This is a genomic window from Burkholderia sp. Ap-955, assembly GCF_011753045.1.
GTDB classification, from domain to species: domain Bacteria; phylum Pseudomonadota; class Gammaproteobacteria; order Burkholderiales; family Burkholderiaceae; genus Burkholderia; species Burkholderia lata_D.
On record NZ_VWWH01000002.1, the window covers coordinates 180,384 to 205,434 of the forward strand.

Sequence of the window (25,051 nt, forward strand, 5' to 3'; positions counted from 1 at the left end):
GCCGTGCTGCCGCAGCGGGCTCGCCTACCGGTGCGGCCCTCCGGCAGGCGGCAGCGCCGCCGTGCATTAATCGTAGTGGCGTTTCCACAGCACGAGTGGCGGGATTGACCAGCCGCGCCGGCACGATCCGCGCGTTCGTCCGCGTCGATCGAACGGGTTTGCGTCGATCTCGCGGGCGCGCCCGTCACCGCCGGAAAACAGGCGAATCGTCCTATCCGCGCCCGTGGGTCACTGGCAGAGTCGATAGGTCATTTCTACCCATCCGGAGTCCGGCGTGTCCGACCTCAATTCTTCCCGCACGCTCACCTATCGCCCGTTCGCCGAAACCGACCTGCCCGCCGCCCATCGGCTGTCGGAGGCGGTCAAGTGGCCGCACCGGCTCGAGGACTGGCGCTTCGTGCTCCAGCTCGGCGGCGGCATCGTGGCCGAAGACGAGACCGGCGTCGTGGGGACCGCGCTGGGCTGGCGCCTCGGCGAATCGCACGCGGCGCTCGGCATGGTGATCGTGTCGCCCGAGCGCGCGGGCGGCGGCATCGAGCGCGAGCTGCTCGCCCGCGCGCTCGACGGCTTCGGCACACGAACCGTCTTTCTGCATGCGATGCCGGGACGCGAGCCGCTGTACGCGGCGTTCGGCTTCGAGCCGATCGATACGATCAACCAGCATCAGGGCGCGGCGTTCCGGCCGCCGCTGATCTCGCTGCCGCCCGGCGAGCGCCTCCGCCCGCTCGGCACCAACGACGGGCCGCGCCTCGCCGCGCTCGCGTCGCGCGCGGCCGGCTACGAACGCGGCGCGGTGACCGATGCGCTGCTCGACGTCGCGAACGGCATCGCGCTCGATCGCGACGGCGAACTGCTCGGCTTCGCGCTGTTCCGCCGCTTCGGCCCCGGCCACGTGATCGGCCCGGTGATCGCGCCGGATGCGCTGCGCGCGCAGGCGCTGATCAGCCACTGGCTCGCGCTGAACGAAGGGATGTTCGTGCGGGTCGACTTGCCGAGCGACAGCGGGCTGTCCGACTGGCTGGACGGGCTCGGGCTGCCGCGCGTCGATACCGTCGTCACGATGGCGCGCGGCACGACGCCCGCGCGCGACCCGGAACTGCGCGCGTTCGCGATCGTGAGCCAGGCGCTCGGCTGAACGGGACACACGATGAGCTTTCTCTACAAGGCCGACCCGGTGCGCGGCGCGCAGTGGGCGGCGCGCTTCGCGCAACAGGCGCCCGATCTGCCGTTCCGGATCTGGCCGGACCTCGGCGACGCCGCAGCCGTCCGCTATCTCGCCGCATGGCAGCCGCCGGACGATCCGGTCGCGCTGTTGCCGAATCTCGAAGTCGTGTTCTCCGTCGGCGCCGGCATCGACCAGTTCGACCTGTCGCGCGTGCCCGCGCACATTCCGGTCGTGCGGATGATCGAGCCGGGCATCGTCGAAGGGATGGTCGAATACGTGACGCAGGCCGTGCTGACGATCCATCGCGACCTGTTCGACTATGCGGCCCAGCAGCGCGACCAGGTATGGCACGAGAAACCCGTACGGGCGGCGGCATCGCGGCGCATCGGCGTGCTCGGGCTCGGCACACTCGGCCAGGCCGTGCTCGACACGCTGCGGCGCTTCGGTTTCCCGTGCGCCGGCTGGAGCCGCACGCCGCGCACGCTCGACGGCGTCGAGTGCTACGCGGGCGACGCGGCGCTCGACGCGTTCCTCGCCCGCACCGACATCCTGATCTGCCTGCTGCCGCTCACCGACAGCACGCGCGGGCTGCTCGGCGCACGCGTGTTCGATGCGCTGCCGGCCGGCGCGTCGCTGGTGCAGGTCGGGCGCGGCCCGCAGCTCGATGAAGCCGCGCTGCTCGCCGCGCTCGCGAGCGGCCGGCTCGACAGCGCGATCCTCGACGTGACGGACCCCGAACCGCTGCCGGCCGGCCATCCGTTCTGGACCCATCCGCGCATCCGGATCACGCCGCACATCGCCAGCGCGACGCGGCCGGATACCGCGGTCGACGCGGTGCTCGCGAACCTCGCGCGCCATCGCGCGGGCCAGCCGATGATCGGCGTCGTCGATCGCGCGCGCGGCTACTGACCTGGCGCGCGCCCGGCCCGCCGGGCGCGCAGCAGAAAATGCCGAAGCGCCCCGCACAAACGCCGCGCGCATACGTTTCGGGCCGCAAATTGAAGACGCATCCGGATTTCTCGCCCGTTAGCATGAACTCACCGCTGACACCTGACGAGAGTCCCGCCTTCCCATGAACCAAGCCGCGCTGATCGAAGCCGATCGTCAACACCTGATCCACCCCGTCGTCAATTACCGTGCGCACGAAGCGCGCGGCGTCACCGTGCTCGAATCCGCGGACGGCGTGTTCCTGCGCGATGCCGCGGGCCACACGCTGCTCGACGCGTTCTCGGGCCTGTGGTGCGTGAACGTCGGCTACGGCCGCGAGAGCATCGTGAAGGCCGCCGCCGACCAGTTGGCGAAGCTGCCCTACGCGACCGGTTATTTCCATTTCGGCTCGCAGCCGGCGATCGAACTCGCCGAACGGCTCGCCGCGCTCGCGCCGCCGTCGCTGAATCGTGTGTACTTCACGCTGGGTGGCTCGGACGCGGTCGATTCCGCGATCCGTTTCATCACGCACTATTTCAACGCGACCGGCCGCCCGTCGAAAAAGCAGATGATCGCGCTGGAGCGCGGCTATCACGGCTCGTCGTCGATCGGCGCCGGGCTCACCGCGCTGCCCGCGTTCCACCGCCATTTCGACCTGCCGCGCGCGGACCAGCACCATATTCCGTCGCCCTACCCGTACCGCCATCCGCTCGGCGACGATCCGCAGGCACTGATCGCCGCGTCGGTCGCCGCGCTCGAAGCGAAGGTCGCCGAACTCGGCGCGGACAACGTCGCCGCGTTCTTCTGCGAGCCCGTGCAGGGTTCCGGCGGCGTGATCGTGCCGCCGGCCGGCTGGCTGAAGGCGATGCGCGACGCGTGCCGGCGCCTCGGCATCCTGTTCGTCGCCGACGAGGTGATCACCGGCTTCGGCCGCACGGGCCCGCTGTTCGCCTGCGAGGCCGAACAGGTCGATCCGGACCTGATGACCGTCGCGAAGGGCCTGACGGCCGGCTATGCGCCGATGGGCGCGGTGCTGATGTCCGACGAAATCTACGAAGGGATCGCGGGCGACCGCGCCGATTCGCCGGTGGTCGGCCACGGCCATACGTATTCCGCGCATCCGGTGAGCGCGGCGATCGGCCTCGAAGTGCTGAAGCTCTATCACGAAGGTGGGCTGCTCGCGAACGGCCAGGCGCTGGCGCCGCGCTTCGCCGCGGGGCTCGATGCGCTGCGCGCGCATCCGCTCGTCGGCGATGCGCGTTCGGTCGGCCTGCTCGGCGCGCTCGAACTGGTGGCCGACAAGGCGCACAAGACGCGCTTCGACCCGGCGCTGAACGTGCCGGACAAGATCGCGGCCGCCGCGTACGCGAACGGCGTGGTGTTCCGCGCGTTCGGCGACGGCGTGCTCGGTTTCGCGCCGGCGCTGAGCTTCACCGCGGGCGAGTTCGACCTGCTGTTCGAACGCGTGCGCAAGACGCTCGACGACGTGCTGGCCGACGCGGGCGTGCAGCGCGCGCTCGACGCCGCGCACGCGCAGCCGGCCTGACCGGCCAAGGGAAAGCCGGGCTTGTGGCCGTCATCGTTCGACTCTAAAGTAACCGGACATTCCATTTTTCCGACTCCCGACGCACGTGAACATGACGGACAGCAAGCTGGATCGCATCGACCTGCGCATCCTCTCCCAGTTGCAGAAGCGCGGCCGCATGACCAACGTCGAGCTGGCCGATGCGGTCGGGCTGTCGCCCAGTCCATGCCTGATCCGCGTGAAGCGGCTCGAGAAGGCCGGCTACATCGGCGGCTACGGCGCGCACATCCAGCTCGAGAAACTCGGCGACGTGCAGGTCGTGTTCACCGAGGTCACGCTGGCCGACCACCGGCGCGAGGATTTCGACCGCTTCGTCGCGGCGATCCGCAACGTCGACGAGATCGTCGAATGCCACCTCGCGAGCGGCGGCTACGACTATCTGCTGAAGTTCATCACGCGCAGCGTGAGCCATTACCAGACGATCGTCGAAGGGCTGCTCGAGCAGAACATCGGCATCGAGAAGTATTTCAGTTACGTGATCATCAAGTCGCCGTTCGTCAAACGGCACTACCCGCTCGAATCGCTGTTCGGCGAACGTCACTGATACCCGGCATGCGTCACCCCGTCACGCGGCAGCCCGCTGTCCGCGCGGGGGGAGTCGCGCCCGCGCCGGGCCGCCGTCGTCGCCGAACCGCTTCATTCAAGGACCTGTCATGCCGCTTACGCTGTCCCGAACCGAACTCGTTCGCACCGCCAACCTGATCGACGGCACCTGGCGCGATGCGCTCGACGGCCGCCGCTTCGCCGTCACCGATCCGGCCACGCTCGAGACCGTTGCCCACGCACCCGACAGCGGCGCCGCCGACGCACGCGCGGCGACCGACGCGGCAGCCCGCGCACTGCCCGCGTGGCGCGCGACGCCCGCGCGCGACCGCGCCGCGATCCTGCGGGCATGGCATGCGGCGATCGTCGCGCACACCGACGATCTCGCGAAGCTGATGTCGCGCGAACAGGGCAAGCCGCTTGCCGAAGCGCGCGGCGAAGTCGCGTACGGTGCGTCGTACGTGCTGTGGTTCGCCGAGGAAGCGACCCGCACGTATGGCGACCTGATTCCGCAGCAGCAGCGCGGCAAGCGGCTCAGCGCGGTGAAGGAGCCGATCGGCGTCGTCGCCGCGATCACGCCGTGGAATTTCCCGCTCGCGATGATCGCGCGCAAGATCGCGCCTGCGCTCGCGGCCGGCTGCACGGTCGTCGCGAAGCCGGCGGAGGACACGCCGCTGACCGCGCTCGCGCTCGCGTTTCTCGCGCAGGAAGCCGGCGTGCCGGCCGGCGTGCTGAACCTGGTTACCGCGTCGCGCGAACGCGGCGTCGAAGCCGCGGCCGACTGGCTCGCCGACGGCCGCGTGCGCAAGATCACGTTCACCGGCTCGACGGCCGTCGGCAAGCTGCTCGCGCGCGATTCGGCCGCGACGCTGAAGAAGCTGTCGCTGGAGTTGGGCGGCAATGCGCCGTTCATCGTGTTCGACGATGCCGAGCTCGACGCCGCGGTCGACGGGCTGATGGCCGCCAAGTTCCGCAACGGCGGGCAGACGTGTGTATCGCCGAACCGCGTGTACGTGCAGGCCGGCGTTTACGATGCGTTCGCGCAGAAGCTCGCCGCGCGCGTCGCCTCGTTGAAGGTCGCGCCGGCGACCGACCCGGCCGCGCAGATCGGCCCGATGATCAACGCGCGCGCGGTGGACAAGATCGCGCGTCACGTCGGCGATGCCGTTGAACGCGGCGCGCGCGTGCTGACGGGCGGCAAGCGCCTGACCGAGCTCGGCGCGAACTATTACGCGCCGACGGTGCTCGCCGACGCCACCGCCGACATGCAACTGACCTGCGAGGAAACCTTCGGCCCGGTCGCCGCGCTGTTTCGCTTCGATACCGAGGACGAAGCGGTCGACGCCGCGAACGACACGCCGTTCGGGCTCGCCGCGTATTTCTACACGCAGGACGTGCGGCGCATCGCGCGCGTGTCGGCACGCCTCGAAACGGGCATCGTCGGGATCAACGAAGGCGCGCTCGCGAGCGAGGCCGCGCCGTTCGGCGGCGTGAAGGAATCGGGCTACGGCCGCGAAGGTTCACGCTACGGCCTCGACGATTACCTGTCGATCAAGTATCTGTGCCAGGGCGGGCTCGACTGAGCCGGTGTTGCCGTCCGCGAGGGCGGCCCGCCGTGTCCCCGGCCGGAATGCACGTGTCGACACGGGAATCGATCGGTTCGATCCGGCCCGGGATGCACTCGCCCACGTGGTCGACCGTCTCGCGGCGGCGGAGTGGCGGCGGTCGTTTCGATCCGCCCACGTGTTGCCCGTCGCGTCCGCTGCAGGGTCGGCGCGACGCGCAAACCCCGAGATACAACGGACTGCGACGCCCTCACCGGCTGACCGGCGGCTGCAGCACGTCGCGCGGAATCAGTGCGATCAGCACGCAGCTGACCAGCAGGCAGGCGCCCAGCGCATAGGTGCCGTTGTTGATGTTGCCGGTCATTTCCTTGGCCATGCCGGTGATCATCGAGCCCGTGAAGCCGGACAGGTTGCCCACCGAATTGATCAGCGCAATGCCGGCGGCCGCAGCCGTGCCGGACAGGATCTGCCCCGGAAAGGTCCAATAGATCGGCATCAACGCGAGAATGCCGCAGGTAGCGACGGTCAGGAATACGATCGACAGCGCCACGTTGTGCGCGAATGCCGCGCTGAGGATCAGGAAGACGCCACCGATCAGCGCGGGAATCGCCGCGTGCAGGCGGCGTTCGCCGGTCTTGCGCGAGTGCGACGCGTTCCACACCATCGCGAAGATGGCCGTCAGGTACGGAATGGCCGTCAGCACACCGATATGCAGCGGGCTGTGCACGCCTGACGCGCGAATGATCGACGGCAGCCAGAACGCCAGCCCGTAGAAGCCGGTATTGAAGGTGAGCAGGATGAAGGTGAGCAGCCAGACACGCGGGCTGCGCAGCGCGGCCCCGATACTGTGCGACTTGTGCGTCGCCTCGGATTCGAGATTGCGCGACAGGACGGCCTTTTCGTCCGCGGACAGCCACTTCGCCGACTTCGGTCCGTCGCCCAGGCACGCCAGCACGATGAACGCCACCACGATCGACGGCAGCCCTTCGAGCAGCAGCATCCATTGCCAGCCGCTCATGCCCGACAGGCCGTGCGTCTGCTCCATCAGCCAGCCGGACACCACGCTGCCGAGTGTGAGGCTCAGCGGGATCGCCACCAGGAATCCCGACATGGCCACACTCTGGCGGCGCGCCGGAAACCAGTAGTTCATGTAGAGGATCACGCCCGGGAAAAAGCCGGCTTCGCACAGGCCCAGCAGGAAGCGCAGCGTGTAGAACATGGTGGTCGTCTGCACGTGGAAGAACTGCGCGAGCGGCACGATGAACGCCATCGACGACGAGACGATGCCCCACGTGATCATGATCCGCGCGATCCAGAAGCGCGCGCCGTAACGATGCAGCAGCAGGTTGCTGGGCATCTCGAACAGGAAATAGCCCCAGAAGAAGACGCTGGCGCCGAGCGCATAGACGCTGTCGCTCAAGCTCAGCTCGTCGAGCATCTGCAGCTTCGCGAAGCCGACGTTGACGCGGTCCAGGTAGGCCACGACGTAGCAGAGCAGCAGCAACGGCAGGATGCGCCGCATGACCTTGCGATAGAGCGCGTCTTCGGATGAGTCGGCCGCGGCCGGCGCGGCAGCGGTCTGCGTGATGGACGGCATCGGTCTGTCTCCTGATTGTGTAGGTCTTCTTCGTACCGGCGGGTTCTCTGACGCATCGATGTTACCGATAACATTCCACGACCAAAAAAAGCGCCAATGGGGCGACGGGAGAAACGGGCATGCTGATACCGGTAACAAGCAGCACGGTAGCATGTCGCGACAGGCGTGTTCAAGCGTCGCCGAACGCGTGGTTTCCCTAGTGCGGACAGCGCTGCGACGGGCGCGCCGCGGGCGGCCTGCACCGTACGCCGCACCGGTATGATGTAGCCTTTCCAGGCTTTCCCGATCGCGATCCGATGCCCAGCCCCACCGCCGTCCGGCCTGCCGGACCGCCCCGCATGTCCGACGTAGCGCGCCTCGCCGGCGTATCGAAGATGACCGTGTCGCGCGTGCTTGCCGGCCACAGCGTGGCAGCCGAGACGCGCGCACGCGTCTGCCAGGCCATCGACCAGCTCGGCTACGTGGCCGACGCGGCCGCCGGTGCGTTGTCGTCGGGGCGTTCGGAATTCGTCGCGGTGCTGGTGCCGTCGCTGTCGAGCTCCAACTTCTCCGACACGGTGCGCGGCCTGACCGATGCGCTCGAACCGCATGGCCTGCAACTGTTGCTCGGCGACACCGATTACGACCTGGAACGCGAAGAACGCCTGGTCCGTTCGATGCTGCGTCACCAGCCGCGCTGCGTCGCGCTGACCGGTGCGCAGCACACCGATGCAACGCGCAAGGTGCTCGCGCGCTCGGCCATTCCCGTGGTCGAGATGTGGGACCTGCCTACGCATCCCATCGACACCGCCGTGGGCTTCTCGAACGTGCGCGCCGCACGTGCGATGGTGCGGCACCTGGCCGAGCGCGGTTACCGGCGCATCGGCTTTCTCGGCGGCGCCAGCGAACTGGATCGCCGCGGCCTGGACCGGCTCAAGGGATACCAGGCGGAAATCAAGGCGCTGCGGTTGGGCGAGCCGCGCGTCGTGCGGCTCGGCGATTCGCCGATCACCATGAGCCACGGCGGGCCCGCGATGGCGGCCCTGCTCGCGCAGTGGCCGGACACCGATGCCGTGATGTGCGTCAGCGACATGTCGGCATTCGGCGCGATCATGGAATGCCACCGGCGCGGGCTGTCCGTGCCCACGGACATCGCAGTGGCCGGCTTCGGCAACTTCGAAGTGGCGACGTGCTGCCACCCTGCCATCACGACCGTGTCGGTCGACGCATACGGCATCGGCCTGCGCACGGGCGAGGCGCTGCTGGCCGCGCTGCACGCGCGCGACGGCGGCGAGCCGGTCGATTCGCACAGCATCCGTATCGACTACACGATCGTCGCGCGGGAAAGCGCGTGACGGGCCCGCGCCGGCCGGTCGCGCCCGGCGAGAACCGGCGTGCCCTCGAGGCGCGCGCGAACTGCGCGATCGCGTACCGTCCCCTTGCCCTCACGCCGCCCCCGCCGTCGCATGACGACAAGGCCGGGTTGACGGCCGATGCGCGTCGATACGGTGCCGTTCGACGGGATCGAAATCCGGTGCATCGCGCGCAGCGCTTTCTCCCTCCCCTGCGCCTCCCGCACACAAAATTCTGTTCCTCCACGCAAAAACCCCGTGCTAACATCCGCCCAATGTTACCGGTACCAATCCGGTACACAACAATGAACGAGGCCCCTTCGGAGACAGCCCGCCATGTCACAGACCCCGCGCCGTCTGCGCAGCCAGGAGTGGTTCGACGACCCCGCGCACGCGGACATGACCGCGCTTTATGTCGAGCGTTTCATGAACTACGGGTTGACGCGCGATGAACTGCAATCGGGCCGCCCCGTCATCGGCATCGCCCAGACGGGCAGCGACCTGGCGCCGTGCAACCGCCACCACATCGAACTGGCCGAGCGGACCAAGGCGGGCATTCGCGACGCGGGCGGCATTCCGATGGAATTCCCCGTGCATCCGCTGGCCGAACAAAGCCGCCGGCCCACCGCCGCGCTCGACCGCAACCTGGCCTATCTCGGGCTGGTGGAAGTGCTGCATGGCTTCCCGCTGGATGGCGTGGTCCTGACGACCGGTTGCGACAAGACCACCCCCGCCTGCCTGATGGCGGCCGCCACCGTGGACATGCCGGCCATCGTGCTGTCGGGCGGACCGATGCTCGACGGCTGGCACGAGGGCAAGCGCGTCGGCTCGGGCACCGTGATCTGGCATGCCCGCAACCTGCTGGCGGCCGGCGAGATCGACTACGAAGGCTTCATGAAGCTGACCACGGCATCGTCGCCGTCGATCGGCCATTGCAACACCATGGGCACGGCGCTGTCGATGAACAGCCTGGCCGAGGCGCTGGGCATGTCGCTGCCGGGGTGTGCGAGCATTCCCGCCGCCTATCGCGAGCGCGGCCAGATGGCCTACGCCACCGGCAAGCGCGCTGTCGAACTCGTTCGGGAGGACCTGCGGCCGTCGAAGATCATGACCCGCGCGGCGTTCGAGAATGCCATCGTCGTCGCGTCCGCGCTCGGCGCATCGACCAACTGCCCGCCGCACCTGATCGCCATTGCGCGCCACATGGGCGTCGAACTGAGCCTGGACGACTGGCAGCGCCTCGGTGAATCCGTGCCGCTGCTGGTCAACTGCATGCCGGCAGGCGAATACCTCGGGGAGAGCTTCCACCGCGCCGGTGGTGTGCCCGCGGTGCTGCGCCAACTCGATGCGGCCCGCCTGCTGCGGCGCGACTCCCTGACCGTGTCCGGCCGTGCGATCGGCGAGATCGCCGACACGGCGCAGGACGCCGACCGCGACGTGATCCACACGCCCGACGCACCGCTCAAGCATGGCGCCGGCTTCATGGTGCTGTCGGGCAACTTCTTCGACAGCGCGATCATGAAGATGTCGGTGGTCGGCGAGGCCTTCCGCCGGACCTACCTTGCCGAGCCGGGCGCGGAGAATACGTTCGAGGCCCGCGCCATCGTCTTCGACGGCCCGGAGGACTACCACGCCCGCATCAACGACCCCGGGCTCGGTATCGACGAGCGTTGCATCCTGGTGATCCGCGGCTGCGGCACGGTCGGCTACCCGGGCAGTTCCGAAGTCGTCAACATGGCGCCGCCTGCCGATCTGGTGAAGCGCGGCGTGACGTCGCTGCCGTGCCTGGGCGACGGGCGCCAGAGCGGCACGTCGGCCAGCCCGTCGATCCTGAACGTGTCGCCGGAGGCGGCGGTCGGCGGCGGCCTCGCGCTGCTGCGCACGAACGACCGCATTCGCGTGGACCTGAATCGCCGCAGCGTCGACGTGCTCGTCGATGACGACGAACTCGCACGCCGCCGCGAGACGGCAAGCTTCACCGTGCCGCAAGCGCAAACGCCCTGGCAGGCACTCTACCGGCAGTTGGTGGGCCAGTTGTCCACCGGCGGCTGCCTCGAACCGGCCACGCTGTATCTGAAGGTGATCGAGCAGCGCGGCAACCCGCGCCATTCGCACTGATCCAACCGCCCCCCCTTGCCGAGCCGACCATGCGTACTCTTTCCGTTTCCGACAGCCTGCCGCACGACCTGGCACGGGCCCTGTTGATCGGCCGTGTCTGGCGCCACGATGGGGCCCGTTCGGGCCCGAGCGTCGTCGCCGTGCGCGGCGGAGAAGTGTTCGACATCACGCGTACCGTGGCGACCACCGCGGACCTGTTCGACCGGCCCGACGCCGTCGCCGTCGCCCGCACCGCCCCGGGTGAATCGCTCGGCCGCGTCGAGCCGTTGCTGCAGGCGGCGCTGGATGGCGCGCCCGGCGCCACGCACCTGCTCGCACCATGCGACGTGCAGGCCATCAAGGCCTGCGGCGTGACCTTCGCCGTCAGCCTCATCGAACGCGTCATCGAAGAACAGGCCGGCGGCGACCCCGCCAAGGCGAGGGACGTGCGCGAGACCCTGGCCGCGACCCTCGGCACCGACCTGTCGAAGCTCGTCCCCGGTTCGGAAGCCGCGATGCGCCTGAAGGCGGAACTCGAACGCCGCGGCGCGTGGTCGCAATACATGGAGGTCGGAATCGGCCCGGACGCCGAGGTGTTCTCGAAGTCGCAGCCGATGTCCGCCGTGGGCTTCGGGGCAGACGTGGGCCTGCTGCCCGTGTCGGTGTGGAACAACCCGGAACCGGAGATCGTGCTGGCGGTCGGCAGCGACGGCAGGCCGGTGGGCGCCACGCTCGGCAACGACGTGAACCTGCGCGACATCGAAGGCCGCTCGGCGCTGCTGCTCGGCAAATGCAAGGACAACAACGGCTCGTGCGCGATCGGCCCGTTCGTGCGGCTGTTCGACGACGGTTTCACGCTGGACGACGTACGGCAGGCCAGCGTGTCGCTGCGCGTCGAAGGCGCGGACGACGGCTTCGTCCTCGACGGCATCAGCCACATGCGCGAGATCAGCCGCGATCCGGCCGACCTCGTCGCGCAGACCTGCGGCGCGCATCATCAGTATCCGGACGGCTTCATGCTGTTCCTCGGCACGATGTTCTCGCCGATCCAGGACCGCGACGCGCCCGGCGGCGGATTCACGCATCACCTGGGCGACCGCGTCACCATCTCCACGCCCGCACTCGGCGCACTCGTCAACACCGTGCGGCTGTGCACCGAGATCGCGCCGTGGACCTTCGGCGTGCGCGCGCTATACGCCAATCTGGCCGCACGCGGCCTGCTTGCGCCCTAAGGCCCGGGCCTCGACGATCCCATCGGTATCGACGAACAGCGGATCGACGGCAAGACCGCCCCCTCACGCACGCGGTTGCGGTCACGCATTGCGCGGATGCGTGCCGCGCCGATACGGTCGGACCGGCGAAATCATGCAAAATACGCCCCATCTGAGATGCGGAGACGCGCCCGTGGGGATCAACTTCGACTTGAACGACTTGCAGGCGTTTCGCGCGGTCGTGGAAACGGGCAGCTTCCGAAAGGCCGCGGAATCGGTCAGCATTTCGCAGCCCGCGTTGAGTCGCCGGATCGACAAGCTCGAGGAAGCGCTCGGCGTGCGCCTCTTCGAGCGCACCACGCGTCGCGTGGCGCTCACCACGGTCGGTCGCGTGTTCGCGCAGAGCGCCGAACAGCTGCTCGACGATCTCGACGCGGCCCTGCTCGGCATTCGCGACGTGTCGTCGAGCCGCCTGGGCCATGTGACCATTGCGTGCGTGCCCTCGGTGGCCTACTACTTTCTGCCGGCCACCATCGCGCGCTATCATCAGCGCTTTCCGCGCATCCGGGTCAAGCTGCTGGACGCGAGCGCGAACGAGGTGCTGGGCGCCGTCATCAGCGGCGAAGCCGATTTCGGCGTGAGCTTCATGGGCAGCCAGGAATCCGAGATCGAGTTCAAGATGCTGCTCCAGGAGCGGTTCGTCGCTGCGTGCCGCCGCGACCATCCGCTCGCGCGCAAGAAGCGCGTCACCTGGAACGAACTGTACGAGCACGATTACGTGTCGGTGGACAAGACTTCCGGGAACCGCCTGTTGCTCGACCAGGCGCTTGCCGCCGTGGCGCCGCGCGGGCCGAGCGTGTGCGAAGCGCGCCACGTGACGACCCTGCTCGGATTGATCGAGGCGGGGCTCGGCGTCGCCGCGGTGCCCTCGATGGCGATGCCCGGGCACGACCATCCCATTCTCACGAGCGTGCCGCTCGTCGAGCCGGTCGTCAAACGCCGGGTGGGCATCGTCAAGCGGCGCGGACGACCGCTCACGCCGGCCGCCGAAGCGTTTCACCGGATGATCGTCGACGCGAAGCGCGACGGTATCGCAAGCAGCGATGCATCGGTGTGACAACGACACAAGAGACACGAAGGAAGACCGTCCCGTGAGGTTGGCCAGGCTGCTCAAATCGCTCTACGTGCAGGTCCTGCTCGCGATGATGCTCGGCGTGACCGTCGGTCACGTATGGCCGGCCGCAGGCGCGATGCTCAAGCCCCTCAGCGACGCGTTCGTCGGCCTCGTGCGGATGACCATCGCGCCGATCGTCTTTTGCACGATCGTCTCGGGCATCACGTCACTCGCGAACGGGAAGGCCATCGGCCGCACGATCGTTCGGGCACTGGCGCTCTTCTATCTGCTGACCGCCGTCGCGCTCGCGATCGGGCTCGCCATCGCGTTCGTGCTGCGCCCCGGCGCCGGCCTGCACATCGACGTGCACCATCTCGATTCGAGCATCGTCGCGCAGTACGCGAAGGATGCGCAGCCAAGCGGGCTCGTGGCATTCGGGCTGAGCGTGATCCCCGATACGATGCTCGGCGCGTTCGAGCAAGGCGAGGTGTTGCCGGTGCTGCTGCTGTCGCTGCTGTTCGGCTTCTCGCTGAATGCGCACCGGCAGGCCGGCCAGCCCGTGCTTGCGCTGATCGACGGTGTCGCCCAGGTTGTCTTTCGCGTGCTCGCGATGATCATGCGGCTCGCACCGCTCGGCGCGTTCGGCGCGATGGCCTTCACAGTGGGCCGCTTCGGGATCGGTTCGGTCGGCTCGCTCGCGAAGCTGGTGGTGTCCTTCTATGCGGCATGCGCGCTGTTCGTCGCACTCGTGCTCGCACCGCTCGCACGCCTGCACGGCTTCGCGCTGTGGCGGCTGTTGCGCTACCTGCGCGAAGAGTTGCTCATCGTCCTCGCGACGTCCTCGTCGGAGCCCGTTCTGCCGCGTCTGATCGTCAAGCTGGAATCGCTCGGATGCGACAAGGGCGTCGTGGGGCTCGTGCTGCCGGCGGGCTATTCGTTCAACCTGGACGGCACGGCGATCTATCTGACGCTCGCTGCGTTGTTCATCGCGCAGGCATGTGACGTGCCCCTTTCCGCGTCGCAGATCGCGGTGATGCTCGCCGTCATGCTGCTCACGTCCAAGGGCGCAGCCGGTGTTTCCGGTAGCGGGCTGGTGGCGCTGGTCGCCACGCTCGTCGTCATCCCCGACCTGCCCGTCGCCGGCGTGGCACTGCTGGTCGGCATCGATCGCTTCATGTCCGAGGCACGCGCACTGACGAGCGTGATCAGCAATGCGTGCGCGGTGATCTTCGTATCGATGTGGGAAGGTGCATGCGATCGTGCGCGTCTTGCGCAGCGGCTCGCTGCAGGGGGGCCGGTATCCCCGAACGGGGTCGATGCAGACCGTGCCGCCGCCGACGCCGACGGTGACGGGAAGGCGGTATGACGCAAACCTTCCCGTCGATCAGGCTCAATGAGCGGGGACGGAATCCAGCCCGGTCGATTTCACGTCGGCCTGAACATCCGGCGACGCAAGATAGTCGAGCAGCGCCTTCGCTTCCGCCGGATGCTGCGCGCCGACGGGGATGCCGGCCGCGAAGCGCGTGACCGACTGCAGCGATTCGGGAATCTTGCCGACGAAGGTCGCCCCCTTGACCGGCAGCAGCTCGCTCACCTGCTGGAAGCCGATTTCGTAGTCGCCGTTCGCGACGACCGATGCCACTGGAATCCGCGGAATCATCTTCGCCTTCGACTTCACCTGGTCCTCGATGCCGAGCTTCCTGAACAGCTCGCGTTCGATATACACGCCGCTCGCGCTGTCCGAGTAGGCGATCGACTTCGCGTGCAGCAGCGCCTGCTTGAGACCTTCGGGGGAACCGATGTCGGGTTTTGCCGAGCCGTCGCGCACGACCACGCCGATACGCGAGTCGGCCAGCTCGACCCGCGATCCGGGGATGACCTTGCCTTGCTTGATCAGGTCGTCCAGCGCGTAGCCGACCATGATGACCGCGTCGGCGGGCTCGCCGCGCGCGAGCCGGTTCGGAATCGCCTCGGGCGACTTGCCCATCGACGGGCCGAGCGCGGTATCGAGCGTATTGCCCGTCGTCGACGCAAATCGGGGGCCGAGCAGCTTGTAGGCGGCGGTGAAGCCGCCCGAGCTCATCACGTGCAGTTCGGCGGCCTGCACGTTGGCAGCCACGGCCGTGGCAAGGACGAGCGCGGCCGCGCAATACTTCAGGAACGGATTTCTCATGGTCGTGTTCATGCGGATTCGTGTCGGTTCGTTCGGGTCCCGGAGCATTCGGGATGGTGGCGGCATCAATGCGCAGGCGTCAGCGTCGCTGGGTGGCGACGATAGAGCGCGAACGTCGCAAGCAGCGCGCACACGGCGGCGAAGCTCATCCAGTAGCCCGGTGCGGCCTTGTCGCCCGTCGCGTGAATGAGCGCGGTCGAAATGGCCGGCGTGAAGCCGCCGAACACGGCCGTCGCGAGGCTGTACGCGAGCGAGAAGCCTGCAACGCGCACCTGCACCGGCATCACCTCGGTGAGCGCCACGACCATCGCACCGTTATAGATCCCGTACATGAACGAGAGCCACAGGAGGACGAGCAGCATGTTGACGAACGACGGCGCGTGAGCAAGCAACGACAGCGCCGGGTAGGCGGTCACGACGGTGAGCACCGTCATGCCGACCAGCAGCGGCCGGCGGCCGATCCGGTCGGACAGCGCACCGCCGATCGGCAGCCACACGAAGTTCGACACGCCGACGCAGAGCGTCACGAGCAGGCTGTCGGCGGTGCTCAGGTGCAGCACCGTCTTGCCGAAGGTCGGTGCGTAGACCGTGATCAGATAGAAGCTCGTGGTGGTCATCGCGACCAGCATCATGCCGGCCACGACGACGCCCCAGTTCTGAACCAGCGTACCGAACACTTCCTTCATGCCCGGACGATGCTTGCGCGCCTTGAATTCCTGGGTTTCCTCCAGGTTGCGGCGCAGCATGAAGATGAACGGCACGATCATGCAGCCGACGAAGAACGGCGCGCGCCATCCCCATGCGGCGATGGCCGACGCGCTCAGCCATTGATTGAGTGCAAAGCCCAGGGCCGCCGCGACGACGATCGCCACCTGCTGGCTGGCGGATTGCCAGCTCGTGAAGAACCCCTTGCGGCCGGGCGTCGCCAGTTCGGCGAGATAGACCGATACGCCGCCCAGTTCCGCGCCGGCGGAGAAGCCCTGCAGCAGCCGCCCGAGCAGCACGAGCGCGGGCGCCAGCAGGCCGATCGTCGCGTAGCCCGGCACGAACGCGATCAGGATGGTGCCGCTCGCCATGATGGACAGCGTGACGATCAGGCCCTTGCGGCGGCCGACGTCGTCGATGTACGCGCCCAGCACGATGGCGCCCAGCGGCCGCATCAGGAAGCCGGCGCCGAACACGGCGAAGGTCATCATCAGCGACGCGAACTCGCTTTGCGCGGGAAAGAAAACGTTGGCGATCTGCGTGGCGTAGAAGCCGAACAGGAAGAAGTCGAACTGCTCGAGAAAATTCCCGGCGGTGACGCGGAAAACTGCAGCGGCCTTCGAACGTTCGTTCGGAAGGCTGGACGAGGGGTGCATCGGGGTGTCTCCTGAAAATCCGGAAATACGCGGGAGGTGGATCGATTGTCGTTTTCCGGCATGTTCGCTCGTCGCCAGGCAAACGATAAGTGCAATTTTTGGAAGGATTGATGTCGATGGGTTATCAATCGACGTGCCGGCGGCGCGTGTCGCCGCATATCGTTCCGGGCGGCGGCACGCGCCCGATGCACGACTTTGCAGGACCGGCCGGACGAACTCGCACACGTTTGCGCTTCCATGCGCGATCGCACGCGTCCACTGGCGGACTCGATTTTCTGTTAACCGTGCCGTTAACCCGGATTTGACCCGCGTCGGCGCCGTTGCAGCCGGCTTCCCATACGAGCATGAGCATGCCCGCATTCACCTCGATCGAGAAAATTGCCGACTGGGCCGGACGCAACCATCTTGTCGTCGGGGCATTGGGCACGTTGATGTCGCTGGCGGCGCTCGGGATCAGCGCGGCGACACTGTGGGTCGGGCGCAACGAAGTGATCGAACACGCTCACGAGACGTCGCGCAACGTCGCAGCCGTCCTGGTGAGCCAGATCGCGCGCACCGTCGAAACGTCGAACAACGCGCTGGTCGCACTCGCGTCCGATCTCGGCAAGCCCGCGGTGCGGCGGATGGATGCCGGGCTGCGGCACGACCTGCTGTTCGAGCGCACCGCCGCGCAATACGTGACCGGCATGGGCGTGACCGACCGGCACGGCCAGATGATCGACGGATGCTGCGGCACGACCCATCATTGGGATTTCAGCGATCGCGACTACTTCAAGGTCCATCGCGACGCCGACAACGTCGGCCTCTACGTGTCCGAGGCCTATCGCGCGCGCTCGCGCGGCGGCAAGGAATCCATCGCGCTGTCGCGGCGCATCGAACGGCCGGATCACACGTTCAACGGCATCGCGGTGGTCGCCATCGACATCGCCTATTTCGAGCAGGTCCTGTCCGGTCTCGATGTCGGGCCGAACGGGGTCAGCGCGATCCTGCGCGCGGACGGCGCGATCCTCGCGCGAAATCCGTCGTTGAACGACAACCAGATGAACCACCTGCGTCGCTCGAAAGCCTTCGACCGGATGGTGCACAGTGAATCGGGCTTCTACCCCGCTCGTTCGACCATCGACGGCGTCATGCGGCTGTATACGTACCAGCGGGTGCCGGGCACGCCGCTGATCGCCGTCGTCGCGCCGGCCGAGGGCGACGTGCTGGCGAGCATCACGCGCCTGTCGTGGACGGTGGGGGTGTCCGCCACCGTGATCAGCGCATTCTTCTGCGCGGTGGTCTGGCTGCTTGCGTTTGCGCTACGCGACAACCTGCGCAAGCAGACGCTGCTCATGGATCTCACGCGGACCGATCCGCTGACGGGCCTGTGCAACCGCCGCGCCCTCGATATCGCGCTGGCCGACGAATGGGAACGGCTGCAGCGGGGCAGCAACGGCAGCCTGTCGATCCTGTTCATCGATGCCGACCACTTCAAGCAGTACAACGACCGGCACGGGCATGCGGAAGGCGACACGGCACTGCGCTTTCTCGCCGAATGCATCCGCACCCATACGCGACGGCGCGGCGATCTCGCCGCACGCTACGGCGGCGAGGAGTTCGTCGCGGTGCTGCCGGATACGGACGAAAGCGGTGCCGCGCAGGTCGCGGAGGCGATTCGCCGCGAAGTCGAACGCAACCGGCTCGACGGGTTCGCGGAAACCGTTCCGGCCTTCACCGTCAGCATCGGCTGCGCGACCGGTCATCGCGCGCGCCCCCCGTCCGTGCATGCGCTGTCGCATCAGGCGGACATGGCGCTTTATCGGGCGAAGCGCGAAGGCCGCAACCGGGTGTGTTGCGCGGAAACCGAGCCAATCGCTCGCCTGGCTTGACCGGCCACGGCTCGGGTCTGCATTTTTTTCGGCAGCGGAGTAGACGCAAACGATTGCTTCGGACAACGGTCCTAAATTGTTCATGTACCGATCCGATAATAAGGAAAGCTATTTGAATCAATGAAACCGGACGGCTCACATGAATAATCAACGATTAACGGTTCGCACGAAGCTGACCCTGGCCTTCAGCCTCCTGACGTGCATGGTCCTGCTCGTCTCCATTCTCGGCATCGTATCGCTCGGCAATGCGAACGCGGCATTCGAAAATTACGTCAACGGCACCAACGCCCGTGCAATCCTGGCGGACAAGGTTCGCGTCGCGGTCGACCGGCGCGCGATCGCCGCCCGCAACCAGGTGCTCGCGACCGCGCCGCGCGACGCGGACCTCGAGAAGGACGCGGCGCTGCAGGCCGACCGCGAAGTCGGCGCGCTGCTCGGCGAACTGACGAATGCAGTCCACGAGGGAAGCGGCGCCACCGACAAGTCCCGCGAACTGGTCCGGCAAATCGGCGCGGTCGAAGCGCAGTACGGCCCGGTGGCGCGCGCCATCGTCGATGCGGCGGCGAACAACCGGCGCGATCAGGCCATCACGATGATCAACGAACAGTGTCGACCGCTGCTGGCCAGGCTCGTCGCCGCCACCGACGCCTATGCGACGTACGCCCGCACGCTGGGCGCGCAACTCGTGACGGAATCGGCCGACCGCTATGCATCACAACGACTGATGCTGATCGTCATGTGTATCGTGGCGGCAGCCGCCGCCGCGATCCTGGGCGTCTTCATCACCCGCGGCCTGCTGCGCTCGCTCGGCACGGAGCCTGCCGCGCTCAGCGACATCGCGCGCTGTATCGCCGCCGGCGATCTCGGCATGGAACCCTCGACCGGTGCCGCGCCGGCCGGCAGCGTACTGGCTTCCATGCGGGACATGCAGGCGAACCTGACCCGCCTGATCTCGGAAGTCCGGACCGCATCCGGCAACGTCGCGACAGGCGCCGGCGAAATCGCGTCCGGCAACCAGGACCTCTCCTCCCGCACGGAACAGCAAGCCGCATCGCTGCAGGAGACCGCATCGAGCATGGAGCAGCTGACCTCCACCGTGCGCCTGAACGCCGACAATGCGCAGCAGGCGAGCGGGCTGGCCAACAACGCATCGGAGGTCGCCCAGCGCGGCAGCACGGCAGTCGGCCTGATGGTCGACACGATGACGGACATCAGCGCCGGCTCCGCCAAAATCGCCGAGATCACCGCGATCATCGAAGGGATCGCATTCCAGACCAACATCCTCGCGCTCAACGCGGCCGTGGAGGCCGCCCGCGCCGGCGAACAGGGCCGCGGCTTTGCCGTGGTGGCCAGCGAAGTCCGAAGTCTTGCGCAGCGCTCGTCGAGCGCCGCGAAGGAAATCCGCGAGCTGATCTCGCAATCGGTCCGGAAAATCCAGGACGGCTCGCAAATCGCGAACAACGCGGGCGAGACGATGACCCAGGTCACGCACGCGATCGCGCGCGTGACCGACATCATGGGCGAGATCGCTGCCGCGTCGAACGAGCAGAGCCGCGGCATCGAGCAGGTGAACCTGGCCATTACGCAAATGGATGAAGTCACCCAGCAGAACGCGGCGCTCGTCGAACAGGCAGCCGCTGCATCGAGGTCGCTCGAAGAACAGGGAGGCCGGCTTGCCGAGGCGGTATCGCTGTTCCGGCTCGACACGCGGGCGGCGGGCGCCTAGCCGCCCGCCGCCCGCGTGCCCTCGACGGACGCATCGAATCCGGCGCCCGACATGCTCAGCACCCGAAATTAACCAGATAGTGGGAATTCGCGCGCATTGAATCCGGCGCGAAACAAATCCGTAACGGCCGCGTAACGATCCATCACCACAATTCGCCATCTTCGACCATCAGGATGGAGTCTTGCATGTTTGCGTCACGAAGCCGTTTCCCGCTGCACGTCGCAGCCTTGTCGAGTGCGATCGTGCTGGCTGCGTGCGGCGGCGGCGATGACGTCGCGTCGACCAGCACCCTGGCCGCGGCCGTTCCCGCGCCGCCCGCCGACCCCGGCTTCGTCGACAGTGCGCCGATCCCGAGCGCGCCCGCTTTCGTCGACAACATCGCGACCAATCAGCGCGGCGACGCGCGCTATGCGACGCTGTCGACCAATGCCGCGGTGCGCGTGGTGAGCCGTTTCCTCGATCTTTGGCAGCCGTCGACGATGCTGGTCGATGCGGGCGTGAGCGCGGCGGCCAACGGCGCGTTTCCGGCCATCTCGCCGTCCACGTGCTCCGGGCTGCCGAACAGCGGCGTATCGTGCGGCACGATCCTGAACGATGCGGTGCTGTCGGCCAACGTGCAGTACGTGGTCAACGCGACGACCGCCCGCACGCAGCAGCAGGCCGATGCCGCGTACTACGACGACCGGCGCGGCAAGGGTTACAGCGTGACCGACGGCATGGGCCCGCTCACCGCCGCGTGGCGCACCGCGGCCCAGCAGACGACCAGCATCACCAGCATTCCGTCCGACGCGACGACGGTGCTGTACAACGACTCGGGCAACAACGTCGGCGTCGGCAGCAGCAGCGGCAACGCCAGCTTCGGGAAGGTTGTCGACCTGCTCAACGAAATGGGCAACAACGCGTCGACCGAGCCTTCGAAGCGCTTCTTCAAATATGCGCGCCCGTACCGCTGGAGCACGAGCGTGGTGGTCGCGCCGACGCTCGTGCCGGCGGAAAGCACGACGCCCGCGACCGACGGCGGCTTCATCAGCGGCCACACGGCCGAGGCGGTGCGCGATGCGACGACGATGGCGTGGCTCGTGCCGGAACGCTTCCAGGAGATGATCAGCCGCGGCCTCGAGCTCGGCGAGAACCGGATCCTCGCCGGCATGCACTCGCCGCTCGACGTGATCGGCGGCCGCATGCTCGCGCTGGCAGTTAGCGCGGCGAACCTGACCGCGTACGCCAATGACGCACAGACCGCCTACACGCAAGCCCACCAGGCGCTGCAGCAACTGACGGGGACGAGCGCCGCGACGTTCTCCGCCTTCGCGCACTCCGGTACGGCGACGACCGACCGGTTCGCCGACTACGCGACGAACAAGGCCGCATTCCTGCGCCGCATGACGTTCGGCTTCGGCGCGATCGAATCGACGGACGCGCCGCCGGTCGTGCCGAAGGGCGCGGAGATCCTGCTGCAGACGCGCTTCCCGTACCTGAGCGCCGACCAGCGGCGCGTCGTGCTGAAGACGACCGAACTGCCGTCCGGCTATCCGGTCATGGACGATGCGGAAGGCTGGGGGCGCCTGAACCTGTTCGCGGCCGCCGACGGCTACGGCGCGTTCAACGGCAACGTGATCGTGTCGATGGATGCGTCGCAGGGCGGGCTCAGTGCGGCCGACCTGTGGCGCAACGACGTCGCGGGCGCCGGCAAGCTGACGCTGCAAGGCAGCGGCACGTTGACGCTGGCGGGCAACAACAGCTACACGGGCGGCACGCAGGTGAGCGGCGGCACGCTCGCGGCCGCGTCGACGACGGCGTTCGGCAAGGGCGACGTGTACGTCGGCCCGGGCGGCGGCGTGAAGATCGCGGCCAATGCACCGGTGACGATCGCGACCCGCTATACGCAGCTCGACAACACGACGCTCGAACTCGACATCGACGGCAACGGCGGCGGCCGCCTGCGCGTGGGCGGCCCGCTCACCGTCACGGGCGGCACGCTGCACGTGAAATTCGTGAACGGCTACGCGCCGAAGGCCGGCGACACCATCGCGCTGATCGACGGCGCGGCGGCGGCCGCGAAGTTCGCGACGGTGACGGTCGACGGGTTCAAGGCAACGCCCGTTTATACCGCGACGGGTGTGTCGGTCACGCTGTCGGCGGCGTAACCGGCGCCGGGCATCGATCCTGGCAGCGAGGCCGCTCGGGGGCGGCTTCGCGTGGGCCCCGGCTCACATGAAACGGGCGGGCGCCGCCGTGCCGGCTTCGCCCGACGGGCAAGACCGCGTGCCGAAGCGTCGCTGCAGCTCGATGATCGTCGGCAGGTTGAAGTCGTGGACATCGGGCGTGGCGCCGCCCTGTCGCCGGTTCACCTCGACACAGAGTTCCAGCGCACGCGCGCGTCTCGGCGAGCAAGCCCTTCTCCGGTTCCGACAGCCGATCGCCGCGGCCAGTACATCGAGACCCATTCGAAGCTGCGGATCGTCGGCCCGTACTACTCGCAATCGCAAATGGCGACCGCGCCGAACCGGACGACCGACGGGCTGTCGGGCTCATCTCAAAATTACGATTGCAAATGCCTCTCATTTGCATTAAATTGCCGCGCGAATGTACTGTTTGGAACACCGATGTCGGCGCAAGGCCGCCCGCCGTGCCCGAACGCGAACGAGACAAAAAGGGACAGGTATGAGCAGGAGGAACTGGGCGGCCGCACCGATGGCCATCGTCGTCGGCACGGCCGGCATGGGCGCAGCCGACGCACAGGAAACGGCGCTGCCTGCCATCGAGGTGTCCGCGCAACGCGCGACGGCGCCGTTCCGCACGCGCGAATCGACGAGCGCGACGCGCAGCGAGGCGGACGTGATGGACATTCCGTTCGCGGTCAGCAGTGTCGATACGAAGCTGATCCAGACCGTGGCCGCCACGCGCGGCGACGATCTTTACGACTGGGTCGCGGGCGTGTCGCGCCAGAACAACTTCGGCGGCCTGTGGGACAACTACGCGGTGCGCGGTTTCGCCGGCGACGGCAGCACGTCCGGCACCGACTACCTGGTCAACGGCTTTTCGTGGAATCGCGGGATGAGCGTGCCGCGCGACACCGTCAACCTCGAGCGCATGGAAGTGCTCAAGGGGCCGGCGTCCGCGCTGTATGGCCGCGGCGATCCGGGCGGGATCATCAGCTATACGACGAAGCAGCCGCAGTTCGCACGCGCGAACACCATCGGCGTGTCGGCCGGCAGCTACGGCGCATTGCGTCAGACACTCGATTCGACCGGCCCCGTCACGAAATCGCTCGCGTACCGCTTCGTCGCGATGAACGAGAACAACGGCAGCTTCCGCGACACGGTATCGAGCAAACGCTACCTGTTCTCGCCGTCGTTCACGTGGGACATCGGCGCGGACACGACGCTCCATTACGAGTTCGAGAGCGCCCGTCAGCGCGCGCCGCTCGATCGCGGCGTGCTGGCGGTCAACGGGCAGCTTGGCGTGATCCCCGCGTCGCGCTTCCTCGGCGAGCCGCGCGACGGCGACTACGACGTGCGCAACACGGGCCACCAGTTCACGCTCGAACATCGCATCGATTCAGCCTGGTCGATCAACGCGGGCGTCGCGCAACGCAACACCGACCTGTCGGGGCGCTCGTCCGAGGCGTTCGCATTGCAGCCGGACGGCCGCACACTGTGGCGCCGTTACCGGCAAGTCGCGTTTCACTCGAACGACCTGCAAGGCCGCCTCGAGACGACCGGCACGTTCCGCACGGGCGGCATCGGCCATACGCTCGTGATGGGCGTCGATGCGTATCGCTTCAACTACGACCAGTTCGTCACGCGCTCCACGCCGAGCGCCGCGGCGCCCTATGCGATCGACATCTTCGATCCGGTCTACGGCCAGCCCGCGCCGACGCCGCGCACCGCGACCAACCTGCTCGAACGCGACGACGGTCAAGGCGTCTACGCGCAGGACACGCTCGCGTTCGGGCCGCACTGGAAAATCCTGGCCGGGCTGCGCTGGGATCGCTTCCACCAGTCGATCGACAACCGCCTGAAGGGTGTGACGACGAGCCAGTTGCAGACCGCGGTGAGCCCGCGTATCGGCGTCGTGTATGAAATGAGCCCCGCGTGGTCGCTGTATGCGAACACCGCGTACTCGTTCCGGCCGAACAACGGCGCCGACGTCGGCGGCAACGCGTTCGATCCCGAAAAGGGCCACGGCTACGAAGCCGGCGCGAAATGGGCGGGCGCGCGCTCGCTCACGACCATCTCGGCGTTCTACGTGACCAAGCGCAACGTGCTCACCGCCGATCCCGCGAATGCCGGCTTCTCGCGCGCGGCCGGCGAAGTGCGCAGCCGCGGTGTCGAATTCGAATGGAGCGGCGACCTCGGTCACGGCCTGCGCGGCATCGCGAACTTCGCGTACGTCGACGCCGAGGTCACGCGCGATACCGTGCTGGCGCCCGGCTCACGCCTCGTCGACGTACCGCGGCTGAGCGGCAGCGCGCTGCTGATGTACGAGACGACCCTTCCGTTCGCGGACAAGGCCGGCGCCGGCGCCGGCGTGATCTATGTCGGGCGCCGCGCCGGCAACACGGCCAACACGCAGGACGGGTTCGAACTGCCGGCCTACGCGACCGTCCAGCTCAACGGCTACGTTCAGGTCAACAAGCACCTGCGTGCGTCGGTCGTGCTGAACAATCTGTTCAACCGCACGACCTACGTCAGCTCGTATAACAGCCTGTGGGTCACGCCGGGCGCGCCGCGCAGCCTGTTTGCTTCGCTGGCCTATTCGTTCTAGGTCGAATCGGCCGCC

Annotated in this window: 18 protein-coding genes and 1 pseudogene; 15 read left to right on the forward strand and 4 right to left on the reverse strand. The window is 67.8% G+C overall.

Features of this window, described 5'->3' with window-relative positions; all coding sequences use genetic code 11:
* Positions 1-274: 274 nt before the first annotated feature.
* The 5 genes from F3J15_RS01860 to F3J15_RS01880 all read left to right on the forward strand — a co-directional run bounded on the left by F3J15_RS01860 (position 275) and on the right by F3J15_RS01880 (position 5,803).
* The gene (locus tag F3J15_RS01860) at positions 275-1,135 is read left to right on the forward strand and encodes a GNAT family N-acetyltransferase (RefSeq protein ID WP_166887020.1); all 861 of its coding nucleotides are present in this window, start codon (positions 275-277) and stop codon (positions 1,133-1,135) included.
* A 12-nt stretch (positions 1,136-1,147) separates the two neighbouring features.
* On the forward strand, positions 1,148-2,074 hold the full coding sequence (locus F3J15_RS01865) for a glyoxylate/hydroxypyruvate reductase A (protein ID WP_166887023.1): 927 nt from the start codon (positions 1,148-1,150) through the stop codon (positions 2,072-2,074).
* A 163-nt stretch (positions 2,075-2,237) separates the two neighbouring features.
* Positions 2,238-3,638: an aspartate aminotransferase family protein gene (locus F3J15_RS01870; protein WP_089449211.1), complete on the forward strand. Its 1,401-nt coding sequence runs from the start codon at positions 2,238-2,240 to the stop codon at positions 3,636-3,638.
* Positions 3,639-3,729: 91 nt separating this feature from the next.
* On the forward strand, positions 3,730-4,221 hold the full coding sequence (locus F3J15_RS01875) for a winged helix-turn-helix transcriptional regulator (protein WP_006749694.1): 492 nt from the start codon (positions 3,730-3,732) through the stop codon (positions 4,219-4,221).
* Between the two features lie 109 nt (positions 4,222-4,330).
* Complete coding sequence (locus F3J15_RS01880; protein WP_166887026.1) at positions 4,331-5,803, forward strand: NAD-dependent succinate-semialdehyde dehydrogenase; 1,473 nt, start codon at positions 4,331-4,333, stop codon at positions 5,801-5,803.
* A 232-nt stretch (positions 5,804-6,035) separates the two neighbouring features.
* On the opposite strand, the gene F3J15_RS01885 is transcribed toward F3J15_RS01880, so the two are convergent.
* Positions 6,036-7,382 (reverse strand): MFS transporter, encoded by a 1,347-nt coding sequence (locus F3J15_RS01885; protein ID WP_166887030.1) that lies wholly within the window; start codon positions 7,380-7,382, stop codon positions 6,036-6,038.
* Positions 7,383-7,678: 296 nt separating this feature from the next.
* On the opposite strand from F3J15_RS01885, the gene F3J15_RS01890 reads away from it, so the two are divergent.
* The 5 genes from F3J15_RS01890 to dctA all read left to right on the forward strand — a co-directional run bounded on the left by F3J15_RS01890 (position 7,679) and on the right by dctA (position 14,501).
* The gene (locus F3J15_RS01890; protein ID WP_166887033.1) at positions 7,679-8,716 is read left to right on the forward strand and encodes a LacI family DNA-binding transcriptional regulator; all 1,038 of its coding nucleotides are present in this window, start codon (positions 7,679-7,681) and stop codon (positions 8,714-8,716) included.
* Positions 8,717-9,049: 333 nt separating this feature from the next.
* On the forward strand, positions 9,050-10,831 hold the full coding sequence (locus F3J15_RS01895) for an IlvD/Edd family dehydratase (protein WP_166887036.1): 1,782 nt from the start codon (positions 9,050-9,052) through the stop codon (positions 10,829-10,831).
* 29 nt (positions 10,832-10,860) lie between these two features.
* Positions 10,861-12,042, forward strand: a complete 1,182-nt coding sequence (locus F3J15_RS01900; protein WP_166887039.1) for a fumarylacetoacetate hydrolase family protein — start codon at positions 10,861-10,863, stop codon at positions 12,040-12,042.
* A 172-nt stretch (positions 12,043-12,214) separates the two neighbouring features.
* Positions 12,215-13,138: a LysR family transcriptional regulator gene (locus F3J15_RS01905; protein ID WP_166887201.1), complete on the forward strand. Its 924-nt coding sequence runs from the start codon at positions 12,215-12,217 to the stop codon at positions 13,136-13,138.
* A gap of 34 nt (positions 13,139-13,172) precedes the next feature.
* Complete coding sequence (gene dctA, locus F3J15_RS01910; RefSeq protein ID WP_166887042.1) at positions 13,173-14,501, forward strand: C4-dicarboxylate transporter DctA; 1,329 nt, start codon at positions 13,173-13,175, stop codon at positions 14,499-14,501.
* A gap of 24 nt (positions 14,502-14,525) precedes the next feature.
* Here dctA and F3J15_RS01915 read toward each other — a convergent pair whose 3' ends face one another.
* Positions 14,526-15,308 (reverse strand): substrate-binding domain-containing protein, encoded by a 783-nt coding sequence (locus tag F3J15_RS01915; protein ID WP_166887203.1) that lies wholly within the window; start codon positions 15,306-15,308, stop codon positions 14,526-14,528.
* A 65-nt stretch (positions 15,309-15,373) separates the two neighbouring features.
* On the reverse strand, positions 15,374-16,669 hold the full coding sequence (locus F3J15_RS01920) for an MFS transporter (protein WP_166887045.1): 1,296 nt from the start codon (positions 16,667-16,669) through the stop codon (positions 15,374-15,376).
* Positions 16,670-17,019: 350 nt separating this feature from the next.
* Between F3J15_RS01920 and F3J15_RS01925 the strand changes: the two genes are divergently transcribed.
* From F3J15_RS01925 to F3J15_RS01935, 3 genes are all read left to right on the forward strand, one after another.
* Entirely contained in the window at positions 17,020-18,540 is a 1,521-nt protein-coding gene (locus F3J15_RS01925) for a sensor domain-containing diguanylate cyclase (protein WP_166887048.1), read from the forward strand.
* A 139-nt stretch (positions 18,541-18,679) separates the two neighbouring features.
* On the forward strand, positions 18,680-20,266 hold the full coding sequence (locus F3J15_RS01930; RefSeq protein WP_166887050.1) for a methyl-accepting chemotaxis protein: 1,587 nt from the start codon (positions 18,680-18,682) through the stop codon (positions 20,264-20,266).
* A 185-nt stretch (positions 20,267-20,451) separates the two neighbouring features.
* Positions 20,452-22,413 (forward strand): phosphatase PAP2 family protein, encoded by a 1,962-nt coding sequence (locus F3J15_RS01935; RefSeq protein ID WP_166887052.1) that lies wholly within the window; start codon positions 20,452-20,454, stop codon positions 22,411-22,413.
* Between the two features lie 63 nt (positions 22,414-22,476).
* Here the strand turns inward: F3J15_RS01935 and F3J15_RS01940 are convergent, their stop codons facing one another.
* Complete coding sequence (locus tag F3J15_RS01940; RefSeq protein WP_166886702.1) at positions 22,477-22,617, reverse strand: hypothetical protein; 141 nt, start codon at positions 22,615-22,617, stop codon at positions 22,477-22,479.
* A 78-nt stretch (positions 22,618-22,695) separates the two neighbouring features.
* Between F3J15_RS01940 and F3J15_RS37660 the strand changes: the two are divergent.
* Both F3J15_RS37660 and F3J15_RS01950 read left to right on the forward strand, forming a co-directional pair.
* Positions 22,696-22,794, forward strand: a pseudogene (locus F3J15_RS37660) (LacI family transcriptional regulator); the annotation flags it as partial.
* 136 nt (positions 22,795-22,930) lie between these two features.
* Entirely contained in the window at positions 22,931-25,036 is a 2,106-nt protein-coding gene (locus tag F3J15_RS01950; RefSeq protein ID WP_166887054.1) for a TonB-dependent receptor, read from the forward strand.
* Positions 25,037-25,051 lie beyond the last annotated feature (15 nt).

Coding starts and splice junctions, on each gene's coding strand:
- F3J15_RS01885 (WP_166887030.1), bottom strand. CDS start 7,382: ATGCCGTCCATCACGCAGACCGCTGCCGCGCCGGCCGCGGCCGACTCA.
- F3J15_RS01900 (WP_166887039.1), top strand. CDS start 10,861: ATGCGTACTCTTTCCGTTTCCGACAGCCTGCCGCACGACCTGGCACGG.
- F3J15_RS01865 (WP_166887023.1), top strand. CDS start 1,148: ATGAGCTTTCTCTACAAGGCCGACCCGGTGCGCGGCGCGCAGTGGGCG.
- F3J15_RS01890 (WP_166887033.1), top strand. CDS start 7,679: ATGCCCAGCCCCACCGCCGTCCGGCCTGCCGGACCGCCCCGCATGTCC.
- F3J15_RS01915 (WP_166887203.1), bottom strand. CDS start 15,308: ATGAGAAATCCGTTCCTGAAGTATTGCGCGGCCGCGCTCGTCCTTGCC.
- F3J15_RS01870 (WP_089449211.1), top strand. CDS start 2,238: ATGAACCAAGCCGCGCTGATCGAAGCCGATCGTCAACACCTGATCCAC.
- F3J15_RS01920 (WP_166887045.1), bottom strand. CDS start 16,669: ATGCACCCCTCGTCCAGCCTTCCGAACGAACGTTCGAAGGCCGCTGCA.
- F3J15_RS01925 (WP_166887048.1), top strand. CDS start 17,020: ATGCCCGCATTCACCTCGATCGAGAAAATTGCCGACTGGGCCGGACGC.
- F3J15_RS01935 (WP_166887052.1), top strand. CDS start 20,452: ATGTTTGCGTCACGAAGCCGTTTCCCGCTGCACGTCGCAGCCTTGTCG.
- F3J15_RS01880 (WP_166887026.1), top strand. CDS start 4,331: ATGCCGCTTACGCTGTCCCGAACCGAACTCGTTCGCACCGCCAACCTG.
- F3J15_RS01930 (WP_166887050.1), top strand. CDS start 18,680: ATGAATAATCAACGATTAACGGTTCGCACGAAGCTGACCCTGGCCTTC.
- F3J15_RS01875 (WP_006749694.1), top strand. CDS start 3,730: ATGACGGACAGCAAGCTGGATCGCATCGACCTGCGCATCCTCTCCCAG.
- F3J15_RS01950 (WP_166887054.1), top strand. CDS start 22,931: ATGAGCAGGAGGAACTGGGCGGCCGCACCGATGGCCATCGTCGTCGGC.
- F3J15_RS01895 (WP_166887036.1), top strand. CDS start 9,050: ATGTCACAGACCCCGCGCCGTCTGCGCAGCCAGGAGTGGTTCGACGAC.